This is a genomic window from Texcoconibacillus texcoconensis (assembly GCF_014202575.1).
Lineage (GTDB): Bacteria > Bacillota > Bacilli > Bacillales > Salisediminibacteriaceae > Texcoconibacillus > Texcoconibacillus texcoconensis.
The window spans coordinates 78482-96350 of sequence record NZ_JACHHB010000001.1 but is presented as its reverse complement, the minus strand read 5'-3'; the positions used below and the strand labels follow the sequence as shown (position 1 = coordinate 96350).

The 17869-nt window shown below is 35.9% G+C and carries 17 protein-coding genes, 1 other RNA gene and 1 pseudogene; 17 read left to right on the top strand and 2 right to left on the bottom strand.

Annotated features, from left to right (window positions below):
• Positions 1 to 22: 22 nt before the first annotated feature.
• Entirely contained in the window at positions 23 to 244 is a 222-nt protein-coding gene (locus tag HNQ41_RS16890; protein WP_425506938.1) for a TIGR04104 family putative zinc finger protein, read from the bottom strand.
• A gap of 264 nt (positions 245 to 508) precedes the next feature.
• Between HNQ41_RS16890 and HNQ41_RS00435 the strand changes: the two genes are divergently transcribed.
• The 3 genes from HNQ41_RS00435 to HNQ41_RS00425 all read left to right on the top strand — a co-directional run bounded on the left by HNQ41_RS00435 (position 509) and on the right by HNQ41_RS00425 (position 2388).
• On the top strand, positions 509 to 799 hold the full coding sequence (locus tag HNQ41_RS00435; protein WP_184662441.1) for a DUF4190 domain-containing protein: 291 nt from the start codon (positions 509 to 511) through the stop codon (positions 797 to 799).
• A 110-nt stretch (positions 800 to 909) separates the two neighbouring features.
• Entirely contained in the window at positions 910 to 1413 is a 504-nt protein-coding gene (locus tag HNQ41_RS00430) for a DUF6199 family natural product biosynthesis protein (protein WP_184662440.1), read from the top strand.
• Positions 1414 to 1545: 132 nt separating this feature from the next.
• A complete protein-coding gene (locus HNQ41_RS00425; protein WP_184662439.1) occupies positions 1546 to 2388 on the top strand; it encodes an RpnC/YadD family protein in 843 nt (280 codons plus the stop codon).
• A 207-nt stretch (positions 2389 to 2595) separates the two neighbouring features.
• On the opposite strand, the gene rnpB is transcribed toward HNQ41_RS00425, so the two are convergent.
• Positions 2596 to 2992, bottom strand: an RNA gene (gene rnpB / locus HNQ41_RS00420) — RNase P RNA component class B.
• A gap of 742 nt (positions 2993 to 3734) precedes the next feature.
• Between rnpB and HNQ41_RS00415 the strand changes: the two genes are divergently transcribed.
• The 14 genes and pseudogenes from HNQ41_RS00415 (at position 3735) to HNQ41_RS16885 (ending at position 17581) form a co-directional block, all read left to right on the top strand.
• Complete coding sequence (locus HNQ41_RS00415) at positions 3735 to 4277, top strand: VanZ family protein (protein ID WP_184662438.1); 543 nt, start codon at positions 3735 to 3737, stop codon at positions 4275 to 4277.
• Positions 4278 to 5074: 797 nt separating this feature from the next.
• The gene (locus tag HNQ41_RS00410; protein WP_184662437.1) at positions 5075 to 5371 is read left to right on the top strand and encodes a hypothetical protein; all 297 of its coding nucleotides are present in this window, start codon (positions 5075 to 5077) and stop codon (positions 5369 to 5371) included.
• Between the two features lie 104 nt (positions 5372 to 5475).
• Positions 5476 to 5748, top strand: a complete 273-nt coding sequence (locus HNQ41_RS00405; RefSeq protein WP_184662436.1) for a hypothetical protein — start codon at positions 5476 to 5478, stop codon at positions 5746 to 5748.
• A gap of 110 nt (positions 5749 to 5858) precedes the next feature.
• A complete protein-coding gene (locus tag HNQ41_RS00400; RefSeq protein ID WP_184662435.1) occupies positions 5859 to 6407 on the top strand; it encodes a DUF3267 domain-containing protein in 549 nt (182 codons plus the stop codon).
• Between the two features lie 246 nt (positions 6408 to 6653).
• Entirely contained in the window at positions 6654 to 9734 is a 3081-nt protein-coding gene (locus HNQ41_RS00395) for an efflux RND transporter permease subunit (protein WP_184662434.1), read from the top strand.
• 142 nt (positions 9735 to 9876) lie between these two features.
• A pseudogene (locus tag HNQ41_RS00390) lies at positions 9877 to 10089 on the top strand (NAD(P)H-binding protein); the annotation flags it as partial.
• Between the two features lie 358 nt (positions 10090 to 10447).
• Entirely contained in the window at positions 10448 to 11167 is a 720-nt protein-coding gene (gene prxU / locus HNQ41_RS16530) for a thioredoxin-dependent peroxiredoxin (RefSeq protein WP_184662432.1), read from the top strand.
• Positions 11168 to 11455: 288 nt separating this feature from the next.
• Positions 11456 to 11932, top strand: coding sequence for a hypothetical protein (locus HNQ41_RS00380; protein WP_184662431.1), 477 nt, complete (start codon positions 11456 to 11458; stop codon positions 11930 to 11932).
• A 340-nt stretch (positions 11933 to 12272) separates the two neighbouring features.
• A complete protein-coding gene (locus HNQ41_RS00375) occupies positions 12273 to 12593 on the top strand; it encodes a hypothetical protein (protein WP_184662430.1) in 321 nt (106 codons plus the stop codon).
• 327 nt (positions 12594 to 12920) lie between these two features.
• A complete protein-coding gene (locus HNQ41_RS00370) occupies positions 12921 to 13841 on the top strand; it encodes an ABC transporter ATP-binding protein (protein WP_184662429.1) in 921 nt (306 codons plus the stop codon).
• On the top strand, positions 13842 to 14792 hold the full coding sequence (locus HNQ41_RS00365) for an ABC transporter permease (protein WP_184662428.1): 951 nt from the start codon (positions 13842 to 13844) through the stop codon (positions 14790 to 14792).
• A 26-nt stretch (positions 14793 to 14818) separates the two neighbouring features.
• Positions 14819 to 15517 (top strand): response regulator transcription factor, encoded by a 699-nt coding sequence (locus tag HNQ41_RS00360; protein ID WP_184662427.1) that lies wholly within the window; start codon positions 14819 to 14821, stop codon positions 15515 to 15517.
• Between the two features lie 8 nt (positions 15518 to 15525).
• Positions 15526 to 16905, top strand: coding sequence for a sensor histidine kinase (locus HNQ41_RS00355; protein ID WP_184662426.1), 1380 nt, complete (start codon positions 15526 to 15528; stop codon positions 16903 to 16905).
• Positions 16906 to 17281: 376 nt separating this feature from the next.
• The gene (locus tag HNQ41_RS16885) at positions 17282 to 17581 is read left to right on the top strand and encodes a TIGR04104 family putative zinc finger protein (protein WP_425506933.1); all 300 of its coding nucleotides are present in this window, start codon (positions 17282 to 17284) and stop codon (positions 17579 to 17581) included.
• Positions 17582 to 17869 lie beyond the last annotated feature (288 nt).

The window sequence follows — 17869 nt, the reverse complement described above, 5'->3', positions numbered from 1 at the left end:
AAGGGAACGCTTTTTTATGTGTTTAAGGCATGAATTCTTCCTTATTTGAAAGCTCTGTAAAAAACGGTATGATGCATATCGCCAATAGAAATGATCCTATTAATAAGAATAAGCCAGTGATAAAGGAGATGTTAAACAATAACGGTAAGAGTAGAGTGAATGGTGGGAGCATGGTACATACAACCATTTTCATTCTTGATCTGCCCGTGAGGTATTGCTTTTTTCCACAATAGTTGCAATTCATCCCACGATTCATCACACCATTGATTTTTAACCGTGTGTTTCCATGTCCATTTACTTCCGCAATGTTGGCATGTTGGCATTTGTCCGACACTTCCCATGTTTGTCATGATCTTATCTGGTAAACAGAATCACAATAACCGCCGTTTTAATAGGTTAAAAATGCTTTTGTTTAATATCTATATATTACATAAAATGTTAAAGTATTTAAAGAGTTCAAAATGCATGTAGGTGTTTGGGATCATGAAAACGTAAATGAGGTGAAAAAATGGAAACGGAAGTCAGCAAACACAAAACGAATACAAAAGCGGTTATTTCGTTGGTTGTTGGGGTCGTCTCAATCGTTTTGGTGTACTTCCCAATGTTTGGTTTCCCGCTTTCAATAACAGGAATTGTGTTAGGAATATTAGCCTTACGAGAAATCAAACAAACGCAAGAGCCAGGTAGAGGTGTAGCCATTTCAGGGCTTATTTGTAGTATTTTAGGGTTCGTGGTTGCGATTCTATTTACTTTAACGGTCGTCTATATCTTTTTGGAACTAAGTGCAAATCCATTGTAGAGTTTGCTTGGTCTTGATACTTTTGAACGAAGATCGTAACTATTCAACAAATGGCAGGAGATCAACCTATAAAGCACATAACATATATGTTTTTCAAGGAGGTACATACAATGAGACTAGTCATGATTGTCGTTATTTTCATATTTTCACTCTATTTTATTCCTAATGACGCATCAGCAGAGACTCTCGAAGAAATTGAATTAGCAAATGGAGAAGTCGTGGAGGTGCTTTTTGAAGATCGTTCGAATGGGTACAAGTATGAAGTGAGATTCGCAAACGGCCGTGAATATTTTTGGGAACAATCAGGAAACACCGGACGAGGGGGCGGTTCCATGGCATTAACAGATGAAGAAATGGATTTGGCCCAACAAGCAATTGATGAATATGAACAAATATATGGGGATCCCACTACATCGAATAATCAATCATCAGGAAATCCAGTCGGTATCATCTTCATTTTAGGCGGCTTGTTTTCAGCGTTTTTTCCACATGCGGCTTGGTATCTACAAATAGGTTGGAAGCTAAAGGACACAGACCCTAGTGAACTTGCCTTAATTGCTAACCGTGTTGGAGGGGGAATTGTTGCAATTATCGGGTTGTTTACCTTATTTTAGCTTTTATTTTACAAATGTAACTATTTTATAAAATGTCCTCAAATGAGCCCTTCTCAATTGTAAAAGGAAAGTGTTTGTTATATAATGAACTTAACGCAAACATACGTTCCTTTTAAAAGGAGGGGCTCGACCATGCCAGTGGATCACGACCGTTTGTTTAAGGAACTCTTAACGACATATTTTGAAGAATTTATGCTGCTTTTCTTTCCCGAAGCCTACGAAGCGATTGACTTCCAAGAAATTCGGTTTCTCCCTGAAGAGCTGTATACCGACGTCACAGTCGGCGAAAAATACCGCGTCGATTTGCTCGCCGAGACCAAGCTCAAAGGAGAAGACAGTCTCATCATCATCCACGTCGAACCGCAAAGCTATATTCAAGACAACTTCGACGAACGCATGTTTATCTACTTCAGCCGCTTATACGAAACCTACCGCCGTAAGATCCTGCCAATTGCCATCTTTAGCTATGATAAAATAAGAGAAGAACCTGCCAGCTTCGAAATGACATTTCCTTTTACTGATGTCCTACAATTTCATTTCCTAACCGTACAACTAAAAAAGAAAAACTGGCGCGATTTCATCCGCTCAGAAAATCCCGTCGCAGCGGCTTTACTTTCAAAAATGGGGTATAATGAAACTGAGAAGATCGAAGTCAAAAAAGAGTTTTTACGGATGCTCGTTCGTATGAATATCGATGCCGCTCGCCAAACGCTAATTTCAGGATTCTTCGAAACTTACCTGCAACTCACACCCGAAGAAGAGGAAAAACTACTAAATGAGGTGAAAAAAATGAGTAACCAGGAAGGAGAAAAAGTGATGGAACTGATGGTTTCTTATGAGCTGGAAGGGAGAAAAAAAGAAAAGGTTGATATTGCAAAAAACATGTTGAAAAAAGAAGCCGATGAAAACTTCATTGCCGAAGTCACTGGATTAAGTTCTGAAGAGATCGAGTTATTAAAGGAAGAAATCGAATGATTTCGTCGGAGCAAGAAAACTATAAAGACCGACCGGTCCCTCAACTTCGAAGGTAGGAGAATGATATTGAACGAGTTTCATCAAAAAAGACAATAAAAGGGTTACCTTCACTATTCTGAAGGTAACCCTTACGTTATTAGAAATAAAAAAGTGAACGATGATGTTCACCTTTGCAAATACGATATTGTGTTTCATCTGTTCATAACATTCGATAAGCCATGTTTTGTACCGTTGTACTCATAGGTTGATGAAACCTCGTACTCGGGTGGTAATCATCTATCTACGGAATCTAAATTCCGTCTTTCTCTCCGTTTTATTCCTTTGAGAAAGTTCCCCTACCTATTTTGGGTTTCTCGCTCGTGGGGTTTACCGCGTTCCACTCTATCCATTTCTAGATAGACTTCGTCACTGTGGCACTTTCAAGAGTACTCAGTCTTATACACAGGGAAACCCATGTACTTAGACATTTTCTCTGCCGTCAATTTCGTTCTACCGAAATTGCCTTGGCTTATGGCTTCGCCAAGCACGAACACTACGGACATCTCAGCCCGTGCGAGCATGGACTTTCCTCAACATCAATATGATGCAGCGATTACCTGAATGCTATGTAAAACATTATAACCCTTAAAACCACCTTCTTCAATGAGAAGTTCGAACCAAAAAAGTTAAATACTGCCAAGCGATAGATGATCATGAATGAATGGATTCTTTTCCTTATTGAGACTTCTGTAAAAACATGCCTATCGCCAATAAAAATGATCTAGTTAATAAGAGCAAGCCTGTGGTGAAGTTGTTGTTAAAAATATAAATCTATTGATATATCATTCCATTTAATGCATATTTTGACTAAACTAAAGTGTAAGGATGCAAGAAATCTTTTGTGCGGCCTTAGTTAACTTAGGAAAGCCATAATTGACACGGTGGAGGTTCGTTTATGAATAAGTTTACTTATTACATCATTGCAATACCATTTTATTTAGTGTTAACTCGCGTTGTTTTCTTTGTACTTGACTACTTTATCACTTTTAGTAATCAGTTCTTTCTTTTAGTAACTGCTTTATCAATTCTAATGATCAATGTTGTTATCATTAGAATTGTCCTTGAAAACATTTTACCTCCTGTGAAAGAATAACAAACATGTCATATAATGTTATGTTGTTTGTTGTCACAGTTGGTATATATCATAGTTTCTTCGATCGATATTAAATTCCCTTATGATCATGTCATTCTTTGTAAAACCACTCCGTTGGTGTGGGCGGTTCCCAGGATGAAGTTGTCAGAATTTGTGAGTAACAAATGTATTTATTCAACTAACACAAGTGTTGTAAAGAAATGAGGGGGAAGGCGTGGAACAATTATGGAGAGCATTTAGTCAAGTCATACCACTATTTTTAATGATAATTCTTACTGTGATTTTAATAGGTTGGTTTATCTACAATAAATTTTTAAAAAAGGGAGAAACAAAGAAAAAGGCACTTTATGCAGTAACTATAAATAGTCTCTTAATACTATCAATAATTGGTGTTTTAATGGTAACACTTCTTCCAAGACCAGTAGGAGGGCAATCCGTTCAACTAGTTCCCTTTCTAAGTATGTGGGATGAACTGGTCAATTCTGTGCATTATACTGTTCCGGTTAGAATTTTAGGGTTTAATATTATATTGTTTATTCCGTTTGGTTTTTTCTTAGCATTAATAGTTCAATCTCGTCCAAAAATGTTGAGGATTACATTGATAGGTATGTTGTTTTCATTGGGAATAGAAATATCACAATATATACTTGATATTGGAAGAACATCTAATATTGATGATGTGATTCTAAATACATTTGGTACTTATATAGGTGCATCATTAGGAGTGTTTGTAAAGAAAAGGTTTCTTAAGTTCTAATCAACTAATAATTGAATTTACAGAAAAGGGCTTCCGGGAATTTTAGTGGAATAAAGAGCATGGTGATTGAAGATGTGATACATTCTTTAAACAGCTCGTGAACAAATTCATATGATCTTGCTTTTAATTAAGAAAATTAATTTCGCTTTAAATAGTGGATTTCTCTTTCGTGGTCATGTTGTTTTGTTTTAATAAAGTCCAAGCTAACTTCAATGTGTCCGACTCGCTGATCACTTCTTCTAACATCACTCTTTAGCTCAACGATATCTTTTTTGATTTTCTCTTGTTCAGTACTAAGATCATGAAGGGTGTCAATATTTGCTCGAATTGATCGTCCCGCATTTACAACCCTCATTTCTATTTAATATTTTTATTATACATAGTCGAGGACAGGTTGTCATAACTCGACAAACGAAGTTGTCTCGGAGGGCTTCTTAAGTTAGGTTTCCAATAATTCCGGGTGCAACCTTTGTAGGAGCTCATTTGCAAAGCCAGCCAATTTGTCGTGATATACCTCCCGACAGGATTGGTGATTTCTGTGAGTGGTGTAATTTGGTAAAATATAATTTTTTAATTCGCTTCCATTTATTCCGTCTTGTGACAAAACCGTTATGGGAGCATAAATAACGAATTAGGTAACGAGTAAACCTTAAGCTGCAACAAGAACAGTGGTGGAGGGTTTAAATGAAGTATCTTGTATTTGTGTTAATAAGCAAGATTGTAGTGGCGGGTTGTGAATTGGGTGATGATACAATGACTCGAGAAGATGCAGAAAAAAATGGGGTTGATTAACTTCGATGAATAATTCAGTTGAATTTATAGCGATATTTATGACAGTCTTTACTATTATATTGATTCCCACCGCAATTGTTATCATACAAAAGAAAAGAAAAGGGTTAAATAACGTTTATGGAATTATGGGTTATGTTACACCAGCATGTTTTTTATTAATTCCTATTATTGGCGTATTGTCTTACTGGTTTAATTTCATGGTGTTTTCTAGCTTATTTCATTGGGGGATAAATTTAGTATTATTTATCGTTGCAGTATATTTTACTAAATTCCTTCCTGTACCTGAAGAAACATCTTCGTAATTGCTTATTTAACAAACGGAGAGCGTTAGTGAAAGAAACTATCGCTGCTTATTATGTAACTAAAGGAAGCATGTAGGATAAACAAATAGAAATGGAGGGGAAATATGAAGTACTTAATGAATTATGGTTTTCTTTTGTTCACAATAGTACTTACCTTTTTAGGATATTTAAAATTAATAAATAGTGTTGAAAATGGTAGAAACTTAGCAAACGAGTATCTACGTAAATCTATGGGCGGAAGTATGGATTCAGATAATTTCCGAATTATAACGGAAGGGTACATTTTATCTAATGTCACATTAGGTGGAGTTATGTTTTTTGTAGGGCTTTCATCTTTTTGTTTTTGTATATATAAAATCTTTAAAGAATTCAGCTAACGGAGCTTTAGCACAAGATGCAGTTGTTTCCCTTATGGTGTTGACGGGGAGTACGAATTTCTGATTATTGATAGTTTGAAGAGTTGAATTTTTTAATCGGAGTGATTTATTTGAACTTACAATTTTCACAAGATTACAAAGAAATAGATGAAACGATGGATGCTGAGAAAGTCAATAAACTAGTAAATGTTTGGACTCTTGTATTAGCGGTTGTTCTGATTATCCCATATTGGAGAATTTGGGGTATTGGAGAGTATGAAATTTCACTTATGTTTAAAGTTATTATAAGTTATTTCATATTTATCTTGGTTCATGAATTATTACATTTAATTGGATATATTTTTGTAGGTAAGGCAAGTATCGATCAAGTTAAGTTGGGGATCATCTGGAAATATTTGATGCCTTATGCACATTGTAAAGTTCCTATGAAAATCACACACTACAAAATTTCTGTTTTGTTACCGTTCATCTTAGGGATAGTGCCTATCATTTTTGCTTTTTTGTATGGTAATGGTTTTTGGTTTATTATAGGTTTTCTGATGACAGTCGGTTCTTTAGGAGACTTTATTATTATTTGGATCTTAAGGAAGTACCCCCGTGAAGTTTATATTCAAGATCACCCAAGCAAAATTGGTTGTATAGTATATACGCCACATTGATATTAGGGTGGACAGTATTGCTTTTCCACCAAGGATAAACTGTAAATGAGGAAACAATTTTTGTGTTTTTTCTATCCAATGAAAAATGTTATCTGTAAGATTTGTGTTGGTAATTGACGATAAAATAAAATGAATGTCTTTTTGTTTTATTAAGAAGGTGTACAATGTAATATTTAAATAAACAAACGAACTTATCCAGTTGGAAACAATCATTTGAAAGGTTTGCTGACGAAAAAGAGGTGTAAAATGTTTGAAAAAATGATTGAAAAACCAAAAATCACATTAATGTTTCTGCTTATTTTAATTGTAGTTGGCATATTAACGGTATTTCAATTACCACAAAGAGAAGTTCCAGAATTGTCCTTCGATACTGGCACCGTCTCAACTGTTTATCCTGGTGGTACACCAGAAGAAGTAGAAAGACAAGTTACCGAACCTATCGAATCAGAAATAGAAGGGATTAATGGTATTAGTCAGGTTCATTCTGTTTCCACGTCTGGCTTTTCAAACATTGTTATTGAATTAGTAGATGGTGTGGGTAGTAAAGAGGTTTTTGGAGAAATTCAACAGGCAATTAATTCTGCTCAACAAACGCTTCCAGAAGAAGCGAAGGAATCTTCCTTTCAAAAGGGTTTTTCCTACGGTGGTTTATCAAGTTATCATTTGTTAGCAGATGACAGAGAAACGTTATATGAACAAAGAGAACTTATACATTCTTGGCAGCAGGAAATTGAATCGCTTTTTGATATTGATCAAACGCTTGTAAAAGGCTTTCCTGACCAACATTTTTCTATTGATGTAAAATCTGAGGAACTGTTTCGTCGTGGCCTTCAAATTCCTGATGTCATTGAAGCCATAGATGAAGAATTAAACACTATTCCATTAGGTGTTCAGTCAGAAAGTGATAAAAACTTCCAGTTATCTTTGTCTTCGTTAAAAGATTTAGAAGAGGTTAGTAGTATTTTTGTTGCAAATGATTCACAAGGGGATTCGATATATGTAAAAGACATTGCAGATGTAGGCATCGCGCAGGATACTCCCGAAGATATCATTACTTATGAAAATACGACGGCTATTTCCTTTACTGTATTTGCGGAAGAAGGTGCAGATATTCCGAAAGTACACGACCGGGTACATGAGCGGATGCTTATGTTAGCAGAGGATCTCCCTCAAGACGTCGAGTTGGACTTATTTTATACACAAAAAACGATCGTAGATGAAATATTTGGAGACTTGTCCTTGGCTTTTTCATTAGCCGTTTTATCTGTTATTGTCGTTACTTTACTTGGCTTGAATATTTCTACAGCAGTCATCGTTGCATTAGCAATTCCTTCTTCAGTATTAATTGGACTTATCCCACTACCTTATTTGAATGTTGATTTGAACCAAATATCGATTATTGGGATGATCATTGCTATAGGAATTCTTGTAGATGATGCAATTGTAGTCGGGGATAACATTAGAAATAAATACAGACAGGGGCTATCTCCATTAGAAGGGGCCAAAAAAGGGAGTAAAGAGGTTAGAGTGTCGATCATTACTTCGACCTTAACGATTGTATTTACGTTTCTTCCTCTCGTATTTATTTCAGGAGGGAACGGAGATTTTATTAGAGCCTTACCGTCCGTATTGATTACAACTATTCTAGCATCTACGATCGTTGCCTTATCGATTGTTCCTTTATTCTTAATTTGGCGTCAAAAAAAGCGAATGAAAAAGAAGGAGTCAACTCTAAATCAAAGTAAAGAAGGTTTAATCGGAAATCAATTAGACAATTTATCTAACTGGTACAGTGATAAGATTTTACGACGAGTCGTAAAGCATCCGTGGAAAGTTGCAGTTGCTGGTTTCATTCTTACGACAGGATTTTATGCATTGATTCCCTTCATTCCAGTGGAATTCTTTCCTAGTACAGACCGTGATGAGGTTACAGTAGATGTTCGCTTACCTTCAGGAACTACGATTGAAGAAACAGATGATACTTTAGAGGAAATGAGAAAGTTTATTTTAAGTCAGGATGAACACGTTTATGAAACAACCTTGTATACAGGTGACGGTTTACCTCCTTTATTCGGAGAGAGCCTTTCCAATAGTGGAGTAAACACAGGCAATATTTTATTACGAGTAAAACGTGAAGAGCAAACTGCTGAAGATACAATTGATCGATGGACGGAACCACTACAAGAGAAGTTTCCTCAAGCTGAGGTAGAGTTAAAAACAATTGAAGCTGGTCCTCCTGTTGGTGCACCAATTGCTATTAAAGTGCAAGGTCCAGAGCTCAATAAGTTAATGGATGTGAGTAATGAGTTAAAGGAACGAATTGCTGAGTTACCAGAAAGTGGTACTGTTCGCGATGATATGGGGCCGTTAAGGCCGACGATTAAATACGAGCCGATTAGAGAGAAATTAGAGAAGCATGGTATTACAATGCAACAAGTTAGCGAACAAATTTCTCTAAAAACAGACGGGATGCCATTAATGACGATGAGGAATGGGGAAGAGGATATACCTCTTCAGCTAACTCTTGATCAAGTGAAAACAAATGAACGAGTTGATCTCTCAGACTTAGTAATTCCAAGTGAAAAAAGCGCAGGAGATGAAGATGCTTTATCGTTTGTTTCTTTAGACACGTTATTAGATGTGGAAGAAACAAAAGAAATTCCACAAGTACTTCGGGAAGATGGAGAACGGACGATTACCGTTCGAGTATTCCCAAGGAGTGAAGAGAATGAAAATCTTGAAGCAGCAATTGAAGGAATCGTAGCAGGGACTAGTTCTGCTATAGGGACTGATTATACGATCAGTTTAGGTGGAGAAACAGAGCAACGGTCAGACTTTATTCTAGAGTTATTTACGCTATTTCTAGTTGTTATCTTTTTAATATATGCCGTTATGGCCGTTCAGTTTTACTCGTTAACATTACCTATTCTTGTTATGAGTACGGTTTATATTGCTGGTGCTGGTGCGGTCATTGGTTTATTTCTCACTCAAACAGGTTTAGGATTTATGGCACTAATGGGGATTGTTTCCTTGGCTGGAATTGTTGTGCGTAATTCTATCGTCCTATTAGAGTTTATTAAGCAACAAAGAGCAGCAGGCATAGGAATTGAGGAATCGGTGATCGAAGCAGGGCGCCTCCGGTTACGCCCGGTATTACTAACTGCCGTCACAGCGATTGGCGCATTAACCCCTGTAGCATTAAGTGGAGATGTTTTATTCGTCCCCCTTGCGATTTCAATCATTTCAGGGTTGATGTTCTCTGCCATCCTAACTGTTGTTATTGTACCAGCGGTGTATACGGCATTTGCAACAAAGTTTAGCAAATAAGAGATCATGCACGATTTCCTTCTAAAACCGATATATATAGGATATGGAAAGGTGTTTAAGGGAAGCTATAAATATACGATAGAAATAACGAATTAGATTTCGTATGGGCGTTTTTTTTCAGCAGAAAATTTAGTGAGGGTAAGTTTACGATATGATCAAACAATCAACCCTAGAATGGACGATCGTCTGTCCTACTTATTTGTCGGATGGAAAAAGGATGAGCAAATATCGTATAGAGCGAAGTTTTTTGCCAAAGGGTGGAGTTGAAATTTCCGTACCGGATACAGCAAAATTTACATTTCGGCAGATTAAATCATGTGATTATATCAAATCACGTGTAGGGGTTGCTTACTAATAATACTTTGATACTACTTACGTATTAGGTTCATTCATTTCTAAAAAAGGAAAGTTTTGTTTAGTCTAATATTCACAAGCGATAAATATATTTTTATATCCATACTGCCAATTCAGGAGTGCATTCTAGAAAAAGGAATGCACTTTTTTGTGTTTCGTATGTCTATCAGCTGCATTCATGATTTATTACACTGTCATTACAAATTTGGCTAACTGGATACGTCCCAGTTCTTCACCAGTTCTTCAAAATTGATATTTTAATGAATAATTACTAGAAAAGAACTTTTTATCTGAAATCTCGATTATAATAAAATGGAAAATATTAATATTTTCCACTTTTTTCGCAAGGAGGTTTTCACATGCCTACAGAATTTAATCCCGGATGCGAACGTCCGGCAAAGAAAGAAAAGTCACCCTCTATCGACATAGAAGTACAAAATAATGAGGAAAAAAAGGAGGAACAAGTGATGTTAAAGGTTGGTAAACCAGTACCTGAATTCACAGCGCCTGCCTACTATCAAGGGAAATTTATGAATGTCGATTTATCTGAATACAAAGGCAAATGGTTACTGCTGTGTTTTTATCCAGGTGATTTTACATTCGTTTGAGCGACAGAAGTTTCAGCAGTTGCTGAAAAGTATGATGAATTGCAAGAAATTGGCGTTGATGTTCTTTCTGTAAGTGTAGATAGTGTATTTGTCCATAAGATCTGGAATGATAACGAATTATCAAAGATGGTTAATAAGGATGTTCCATTCCCTATGTTGTCGGATCAGAATGGAAGTATCGGAAAAATGTATGGTGTTTATGATGAAGAGAGTGGTGTGGAAACAAGAGGAAGATTTATCATTGATCCAGATGGTATTTTACAGGGATTTGAAGTGTTGACACCTCCAGTTGGAAGGAATGTCGAAGAAACGATTAGACAAATCAAGGCATTTCAACATGTAAGAGGATCAGAAGGGACAGAAGTGACCCCTGCTGGTTGGAAGCCGAATAAGAAAACCTTAAAACCAGGAACAGAACTTGTTGGTAATGTGTGGAAAGAATGGGGAGTAAACGAAGCGTTTGAAGACTAATCATAGAAATGCATCTTGATAGTTAGGTTTATATAGCTATTGGAGGTGCATTTTTTAATACAATTAGAAATCAAATTTTTAATTAAAGGTGCTTATGTTGAATAAGAGCAACTAACAAATAAAAGTTTTACTGCGCAGCAAAGGTTGTCGATCTAATTACATGTTGGGTTATAGGGAGTATTTTTATGAAATTGTTGGATATCAAGAACCTTTACAAACGATGGAGATCTTCCAACTGGCGTGATTTGGAAACATTAGTTATCGTGATTAAGGGGAGAGGAGAAGAATGTGCGAATTGAGCACATCTTAGGGCGTGCTGTATCCCGTACACAGTTGATGGGTGGTTACTTGCTCCTATCGGTAGTCATTGGATTTTTAATGGTTTCCCTAGGTGCCATTGGTTTATGGTCTGCAGGGGCCGCAGTAATGGAGGAGGAAATCGCCTTCGGTACTATTTATGGTGCCGCGATAGCTTATTTACCTGCAACCCTAGTAATGATAGGGGTCTCATCCTTTCTGATAGGATGTTTCCCAAAGGCAACGTTTTTTGTTTGGATATATCTCCTATACTCTTTCTTTGCTCTATACTTAGGTGATATTTTACAATTGCCAAAATGGGCTCGAGAGCTTTCTCCATTCGGTCACGTGGCGCAAGCTCCTATTGAAAAAGTGATATTTATGCCATTGTTCACCTTAAGTCTTATTGCAGCGGCACTCATGGTGATCGGTTTAATTGGTTTTAGTAAGCGTTATGTAGTCACGTAGTAAATCTTTTTTTGCCTCTAGTTGATATTGTTGTACTAGAGGCTTCGGTTTGCTTCGCCTTCGCTTGAGGTTTCATAGAAATATTGAAAGCTTGTTTTCTAACGCGAAAAAAATCAATAAAAGTCACTTATTTGATACAATTCCTTTTGCATTGTGTCTTTTTTTGTTGAAAATATGTTTACATAGGAAAAATCCAATTGGTATAATTATGGATGAAATGGTTATAAATGGAACGCTCTTTCGTTGATTAGGGGGAACTTTATTTCATACTTTTTTGCTAATGCTAGTCAAGGAAGGTGTGATCGAGTCTACGAAGAACATTTTTGGGGGTTCGATGAGGATGAAATTATGGATTTGTACTTTGGGGGTAACAGTAACGATCACAGGCGGTGCAATGATGCTCAGTAGCGGAGTAGATGAAAAACAAAGTGAAAATGATAAAATGAATGTCAAAGAGAGTGAATCACTAAACATCGGTCATAACAGTGCGGAGGTTCGAGGAGAAGACATGGAACCGAAACTAGAAGAATTGAATGAAGTCAAGCGAAACATTAATAGTGAAGACAGCACTAATGCTGAAGAGCCAACAGAAACGTATGAAGAAGCACTTGAAGCGGGGCGTGAATTATTGGAGACAATAGATAAAATTATTGATGAATAAATGTATTTCCGTCGCCAAAATTCGGGCGACTTCAAAATGTTAGAGAAAACGCTGAAAATTGTATGCTTGGAGTATTTTGGTTCTTTACTTGTTATCATAATAGATAAATATATGTTTCTATCAATACTGCCAATTCAGGAGTGCATTCTAGAAAAGGGAATGCACTTTTTTGTGTTTAGTATGTCTATTCTCATCTATGTCACAAGGGAAATATACTACATAATTAAGAGTGCTTCCCTAATATCTTAATCTTTTTTAAGATTTTAATAAGTATATTATAAAATCCACGTGTAATAATGTTGTTAGACAAATGCGGGAGGGATTATTTTGGAAAATCAAGCAGTTGTTGAATTGATAAATGTAAAAAAACAAATTGGAAATATCAATATTATTGATGACATATCTCTTAAAGTATTTCAAGGTGAAGTTTTTGGCTTTTTGGGTCCTAATGGTGCAGGTAAAACGACAACTATTCGGATGATGGTTGGATTGATTGGGATTACAGAAGGTGAAGTTCTCATCAATGGGGTGAGCATTAAGAAAAATTACGAAAAAGCGATTTTGAATGTCGGGGGGATTATAGAAAATCCAGAAATGTATAAGTTCATGTCTGGCTATGACAATCTCATTCATTATGCCAGAATGGTTCCAAAAAAGGTAACAAAGGAAAGAATTAATAAGGTTGTTCAGCTTGTTGGTTTGGAAAAAAGTATTAATCATAAAGTAGGGAGATATTCATTAGGAATGCGGCAAAGGTTGGGGCTTGCTCAAGCATTGCTTCATTCCCCTTCATTGTTAATTTTAGATGAACCTACGAACGGTCTCGATCCGGCGGGTATTCGTGAAATTCGAACTTATATTCGAAAAATTGCCCATGAGGAGAATATGGCCGTTTTTGTATCTAGTCATTTATTATCAGAAATGCAACTAATGTGTGACCGGATTGGTATTATTCAAAACGGAAAGTTGGTTCGGGTGGAGACAATGGGAGACATTGTTGATATGTCCAAAGAAGCAACAATTCGGATTCACGTGGAGCCTCTGGATGAAGCCTTTCATTTTTTGTATGCGCTGTATGAAAAGACAGATATAGAAATCGAAGATAATTTTATTAAGATAAGTTTAAAACAAGAACAAATTCCTCAATGTAATAAAGCTCTAGTGGAAAATGATTTCATGGTTTATGGAATTACATCTACTCAAACTACACTAGAAGATAAATTCTTAGAAATTACGGAGGAAAAATAGATGGTTTCATTCATTGACTTAATAAGAAACGAAAATATGAAGTTGTATAAACGTACTGGAACTTGGGTGATGATCGGGTTAATCATACTAGCAATGAGTGGTGTTGGACTTTTCACAAAATTTGTTTTAGATTCTGATGCACATATAAATTGGAAAGAGGAACTGAAAACTGAGAATATGCAGTTGGAAAGCGCACTGAAAGACACAGAACAAATGGGTGTTGGAAATGATTATGTGGAACAACAATTAGCCATCAATCATTACAGATTGGAAAATGATTATCCACCCGTCCATTCTGAATCTCTGTGGGGCTTCATGATTGATGTAACGAATTTAACTGGTTTTGTTGCATTATTTACCATTGTCGTTGCAGCAGGTATTGTAGCAAATGAGTTTTCATGGGGAACGATAAAATTACTCCTCATTCGACCAGTAAGCCGTTCAAAAATTTTACTATCCAAATTTATTACGACCATTTTATTTGCAATAGGTATGATCATATTATTGTTTAGTTTATCCTTTATATTCGGTAGTTTGTTGTTCGGAGTTAGTGGCGTTGAACAACCTCATTTAGTGTATCAAGATGGGCAGGTTGTTGAGCAAAATATGATCACCTATATTATTAGCCTATATGGGTTTAATAGCATTGATCTTTTCATGATGCTTACCCTCGCATTTATGATATCAACTGTGTTCCGAAGCAGTTCGTTAGCCATTGGCATTTCTCTTTTTTTAATGTTTACAGGGCCTCAACTTGTGCAACTGTTAAGTAATTATGAATGGGTGAAGTATATTTTATTTGCAAATACGAATTTACAACAATATACAAATGGAACTCCTATAGTAGAAGGAATGACAATGACTTTTTCGATTAGTATGATTATGATATATTTTATTATTTTTGTTGCTCTTTCTTGGGTTATTTTTGAGAAGCGAGATGTTACGGCATAATAATGGGTTGGTAAAGGTGGAAGATTATGAATGCAGATAAAATTTTAATTGTAGAAGATGAAGCAGAACTTGGAGAATTAGTAAGAGATTATCTTACAGTAGAAGGATATCAAGTCATTCTTGCTTACAATGGAGAAGAAGGACTGCAATTATTTTATCAGGAACAGCCAATTTTGGTTGTTCTTGATATTATGTTACCTCATTTAAATGGAACAGAAGTTTGTCGTAAAATTAGACAAGAATCTACTGTTCCCATTCTAATGATGAGTGCAAAACAAAGCGATGCTGATAAAATCATTGGTCTAGGGATTGGTGCCGATGATTACATTACAAAACCGTTTAGTCCTGGAGAGTTAGTAGCGAGAATTAAAGCTCAATTAAGGCGTTATAAACATTTTTCTGGTCAAAAACAGTGCGAAGGCATCGTGTCATATGGAGAATTAAAGTTAGATAAAAACAGGTTTGAAGTATATGTGAAAGAAAAGAAAGTCGATTTAACGGCGAAGGAATTTCAGTTACTGTATTTATTGGTCGCTAATAAGGGGCAGGTCTATACAAAAGAACAATTGTATGAGCAAATATGGGGATACAATCATATTGGTGATGTAAATACAGTTACGGTGTATATTCGGAAGATCAGGGAAAAAATTGAGGTCGATTCCTCCAAACCACAGTATATTCAAACCGTTTGGGGCATTGGTTACCGATTGAATGATGCGCTATGAAATCAAGCTTGAAAAATAGGTTAATCCTTGCCTTTTTATCTATTATCATCATTCCTATTCTTGCTATCATCGTTTCTTTTTTGGTAGGCGCCAAAAATATAGATTCTCAAGATGGTGACCAGCTTCATGCATTATTTAATGATGTTGAAATGACAATTAGAAATTATGAAGACTCTCTTTCTGATCAACAGCTTTTTTACACAAAGATCGTTTCTTTATTAGACCAATACGATATTCATTTGACCATTCATGGACAAAATCATGAATTGCTATTTGATTCCAAAGAGTTTCGCCCTCGTGATGAAAGTAATAAACTCCCTCTTGATATCGATACTTTTACAATAGATGTACAGACTTCCCAGGATGAATTATGGAAGGTAGAAATTGAAGCAAATTCTTTTCGAGCTGAACCCTTTAGTGCTTTTCGTGATGTTTTACAAATCATTTTTGTAAGTCTAGGAATGGGTCTATTTACTTTGATCGTGCTAATGGTTGGATGGGTATGGTACATAACGAGAACGGTACTCGATCCAATCAGAAGTATCTACCAAGCTACAGAGGAAATGAGGGAGGGGAATCTTGATTATGCCATACCATACAAGCGAAATGATGAGATTGGTAGGTTTATTCAAGGGTTCAATTTGATGAGAGAACACCTTAAAGAATCATATGCAAAACAAAAGCAATATGAAGATTCACGAAACGTGTTAATTGCCAGTATCTCTCATGATTTACGAACACCACTATCGTCAATAAAAGGATATGTAGAAGGACTACTAGATGGCGTTGCAAAAGATGATGAAATGAGAGAAAGGTATCTGAAAGTAATTCACGATAAATCCAATCACTTAGATAACCTTATTGATGACTTGTTTGAGTACTCAAAAATGGAGTTAGAACAATTGCCTATTCATAAAGAAGTTGTAGATGTAAATGATTACTTTATGGGAATGTTGGAAAAATTAAAGTTTGATTTGAATTATAAAGAAGCGGAACTTGAATATGTTTTGAAGGCCCCGCCTGTTCAAATGAAACTTGACCCCAAACGTATGAGACAAGTGATTTATAACCTCGTTGATAATTCGATTCAATATGGTAGTGATAAGATATTTATTCAAGTGGAACAAGTAAACAAACACCTTATTGTAAAAGTGAAAGATAATGGTCAAGGTATTGACGACGAAGATTTACCATACATTTTTGATTCTTTTTTTCGTGGTGAAAAGTCTAGATCAAAAAAACATCGTAGTGGCTCAGGCTTAGGTCTTTCCATTGTTCATTACATTTTGAAAGCTCATCATGGTGATATTCATGCCGAAAGTCAAAAAGGGACAGGAAGTATTTTTACACTCACACTTCCATTAAACGCTAACGATTTTAGTTCATGAAACCCACATTTTTCGTAACTCAGTCTTGTGGAAGTAAAAGGTGGATGCCTTGATACCCCAGAACAAAAAGAAGTGTATCCATCGAAGAGTTAACAGAACAGTAAAAAGGAACACCGCTTTTATAGCGGTGTTTTTTCTATTCAAGAAGACATGGGCAACAACCGATCTATAGAGCTGAATATGCCCATTTGTCACAGATAAAGCACCACATGTCCGCGACCTCCAAGGAACCGTCACATACCTCACAAAAATATAAGTCTATTTATATTTGGTTCTATTTTTTCTGAATTTCCGTTAAACTCAATTGCAAACATTGGGTTGAAAGAGTGATGTTCATAGTAAATCGTTTGTTACTCCTTTCAATAATGATTTTGTTATGGGAGGGACTCTAATGCAAAAATGTGATAAATGTAATACACCATTTAGTTGGGGGAGTATGATTAAATCGTTTTTTTGTTCTTATAAACCTACTCATTGCGATCATTGTGAAACGAAACATGAGATCACAATTTCAGGTAGATTTACTCTTGTATCACTGACAATCTTACCATTACTTATCGTTGGTTTATTCCTTACACCATTCAATAGCAGCTTTATAAACATATTTGTTGGATTTTCAATTTTGATTGTAGGGTTTTTATTGGCACCTTATTTTGTAAAATATAAAGCGAAGTAATTTATGAGGAGAAGGTAAATGGGAGTGTTAAATTAACGGATGGCAACTGTTGCACAGTCGAAAAAGTAATACACCTAATACATCTTTTTCCAGTGAACCGAGTTATAAAGAGTTTCCGGATGAACCTTTTATGATGGAACTAACTCAAAACTAATCGCGATCTTTCTCTTTAGCGAAAGGGAACACTTTTCGTGAGTCAAAAATCCTAAATTGCTCATAAAATGGTGGATTTCACTCATAACCTACTGAGTTTCACTCATAAAGTATCGAATCTCACTCATAACGTAC

Bases quoted from the DNA above. Each gene is read 5' to 3' on its own strand.
- HNQ41_RS00435 (WP_184662441.1), top strand. From the start codon at position 509: ATGGAAACGGAAGTCAGCAAACACAAAACGAATACAAAAGCGGTTATT.
- HNQ41_RS00395 (WP_184662434.1), top strand. From the start codon at position 6,654: ATGTTTGAAAAAATGATTGAAAAACCAAAAATCACATTAATGTTTCTG.
- HNQ41_RS16890 (WP_425506938.1), bottom strand. From the start codon at position 244: ATGAATTGCAACTATTGTGGAAAAAAGCAATACCTCACGGGCAGATCA.
- HNQ41_RS00430 (WP_184662440.1), top strand. From the start codon at position 910: ATGAGACTAGTCATGATTGTCGTTATTTTCATATTTTCACTCTATTTT.
- HNQ41_RS00360 (WP_184662427.1), top strand. From the start codon at position 14,819: ATGAATGCAGATAAAATTTTAATTGTAGAAGATGAAGCAGAACTTGGA.
- HNQ41_RS00375 (WP_184662430.1), top strand. From the start codon at position 12,273: ATGAAATTATGGATTTGTACTTTGGGGGTAACAGTAACGATCACAGGC.
- HNQ41_RS00365 (WP_184662428.1), top strand. From the start codon at position 13,842: ATGGTTTCATTCATTGACTTAATAAGAAACGAAAATATGAAGTTGTAT.
- HNQ41_RS00410 (WP_184662437.1), top strand. From the start codon at position 5,075: ATGAATAATTCAGTTGAATTTATAGCGATATTTATGACAGTCTTTACT.
- HNQ41_RS00425 (WP_184662439.1), top strand. From the start codon at position 1,546: ATGCCAGTGGATCACGACCGTTTGTTTAAGGAACTCTTAACGACATAT.
- HNQ41_RS16885 (WP_425506933.1), top strand. From the start codon at position 17,282: ATGGGAGGGACTCTAATGCAAAAATGTGATAAATGTAATACACCATTT.
- HNQ41_RS00405 (WP_184662436.1), top strand. From the start codon at position 5,476: ATGAAGTACTTAATGAATTATGGTTTTCTTTTGTTCACAATAGTACTT.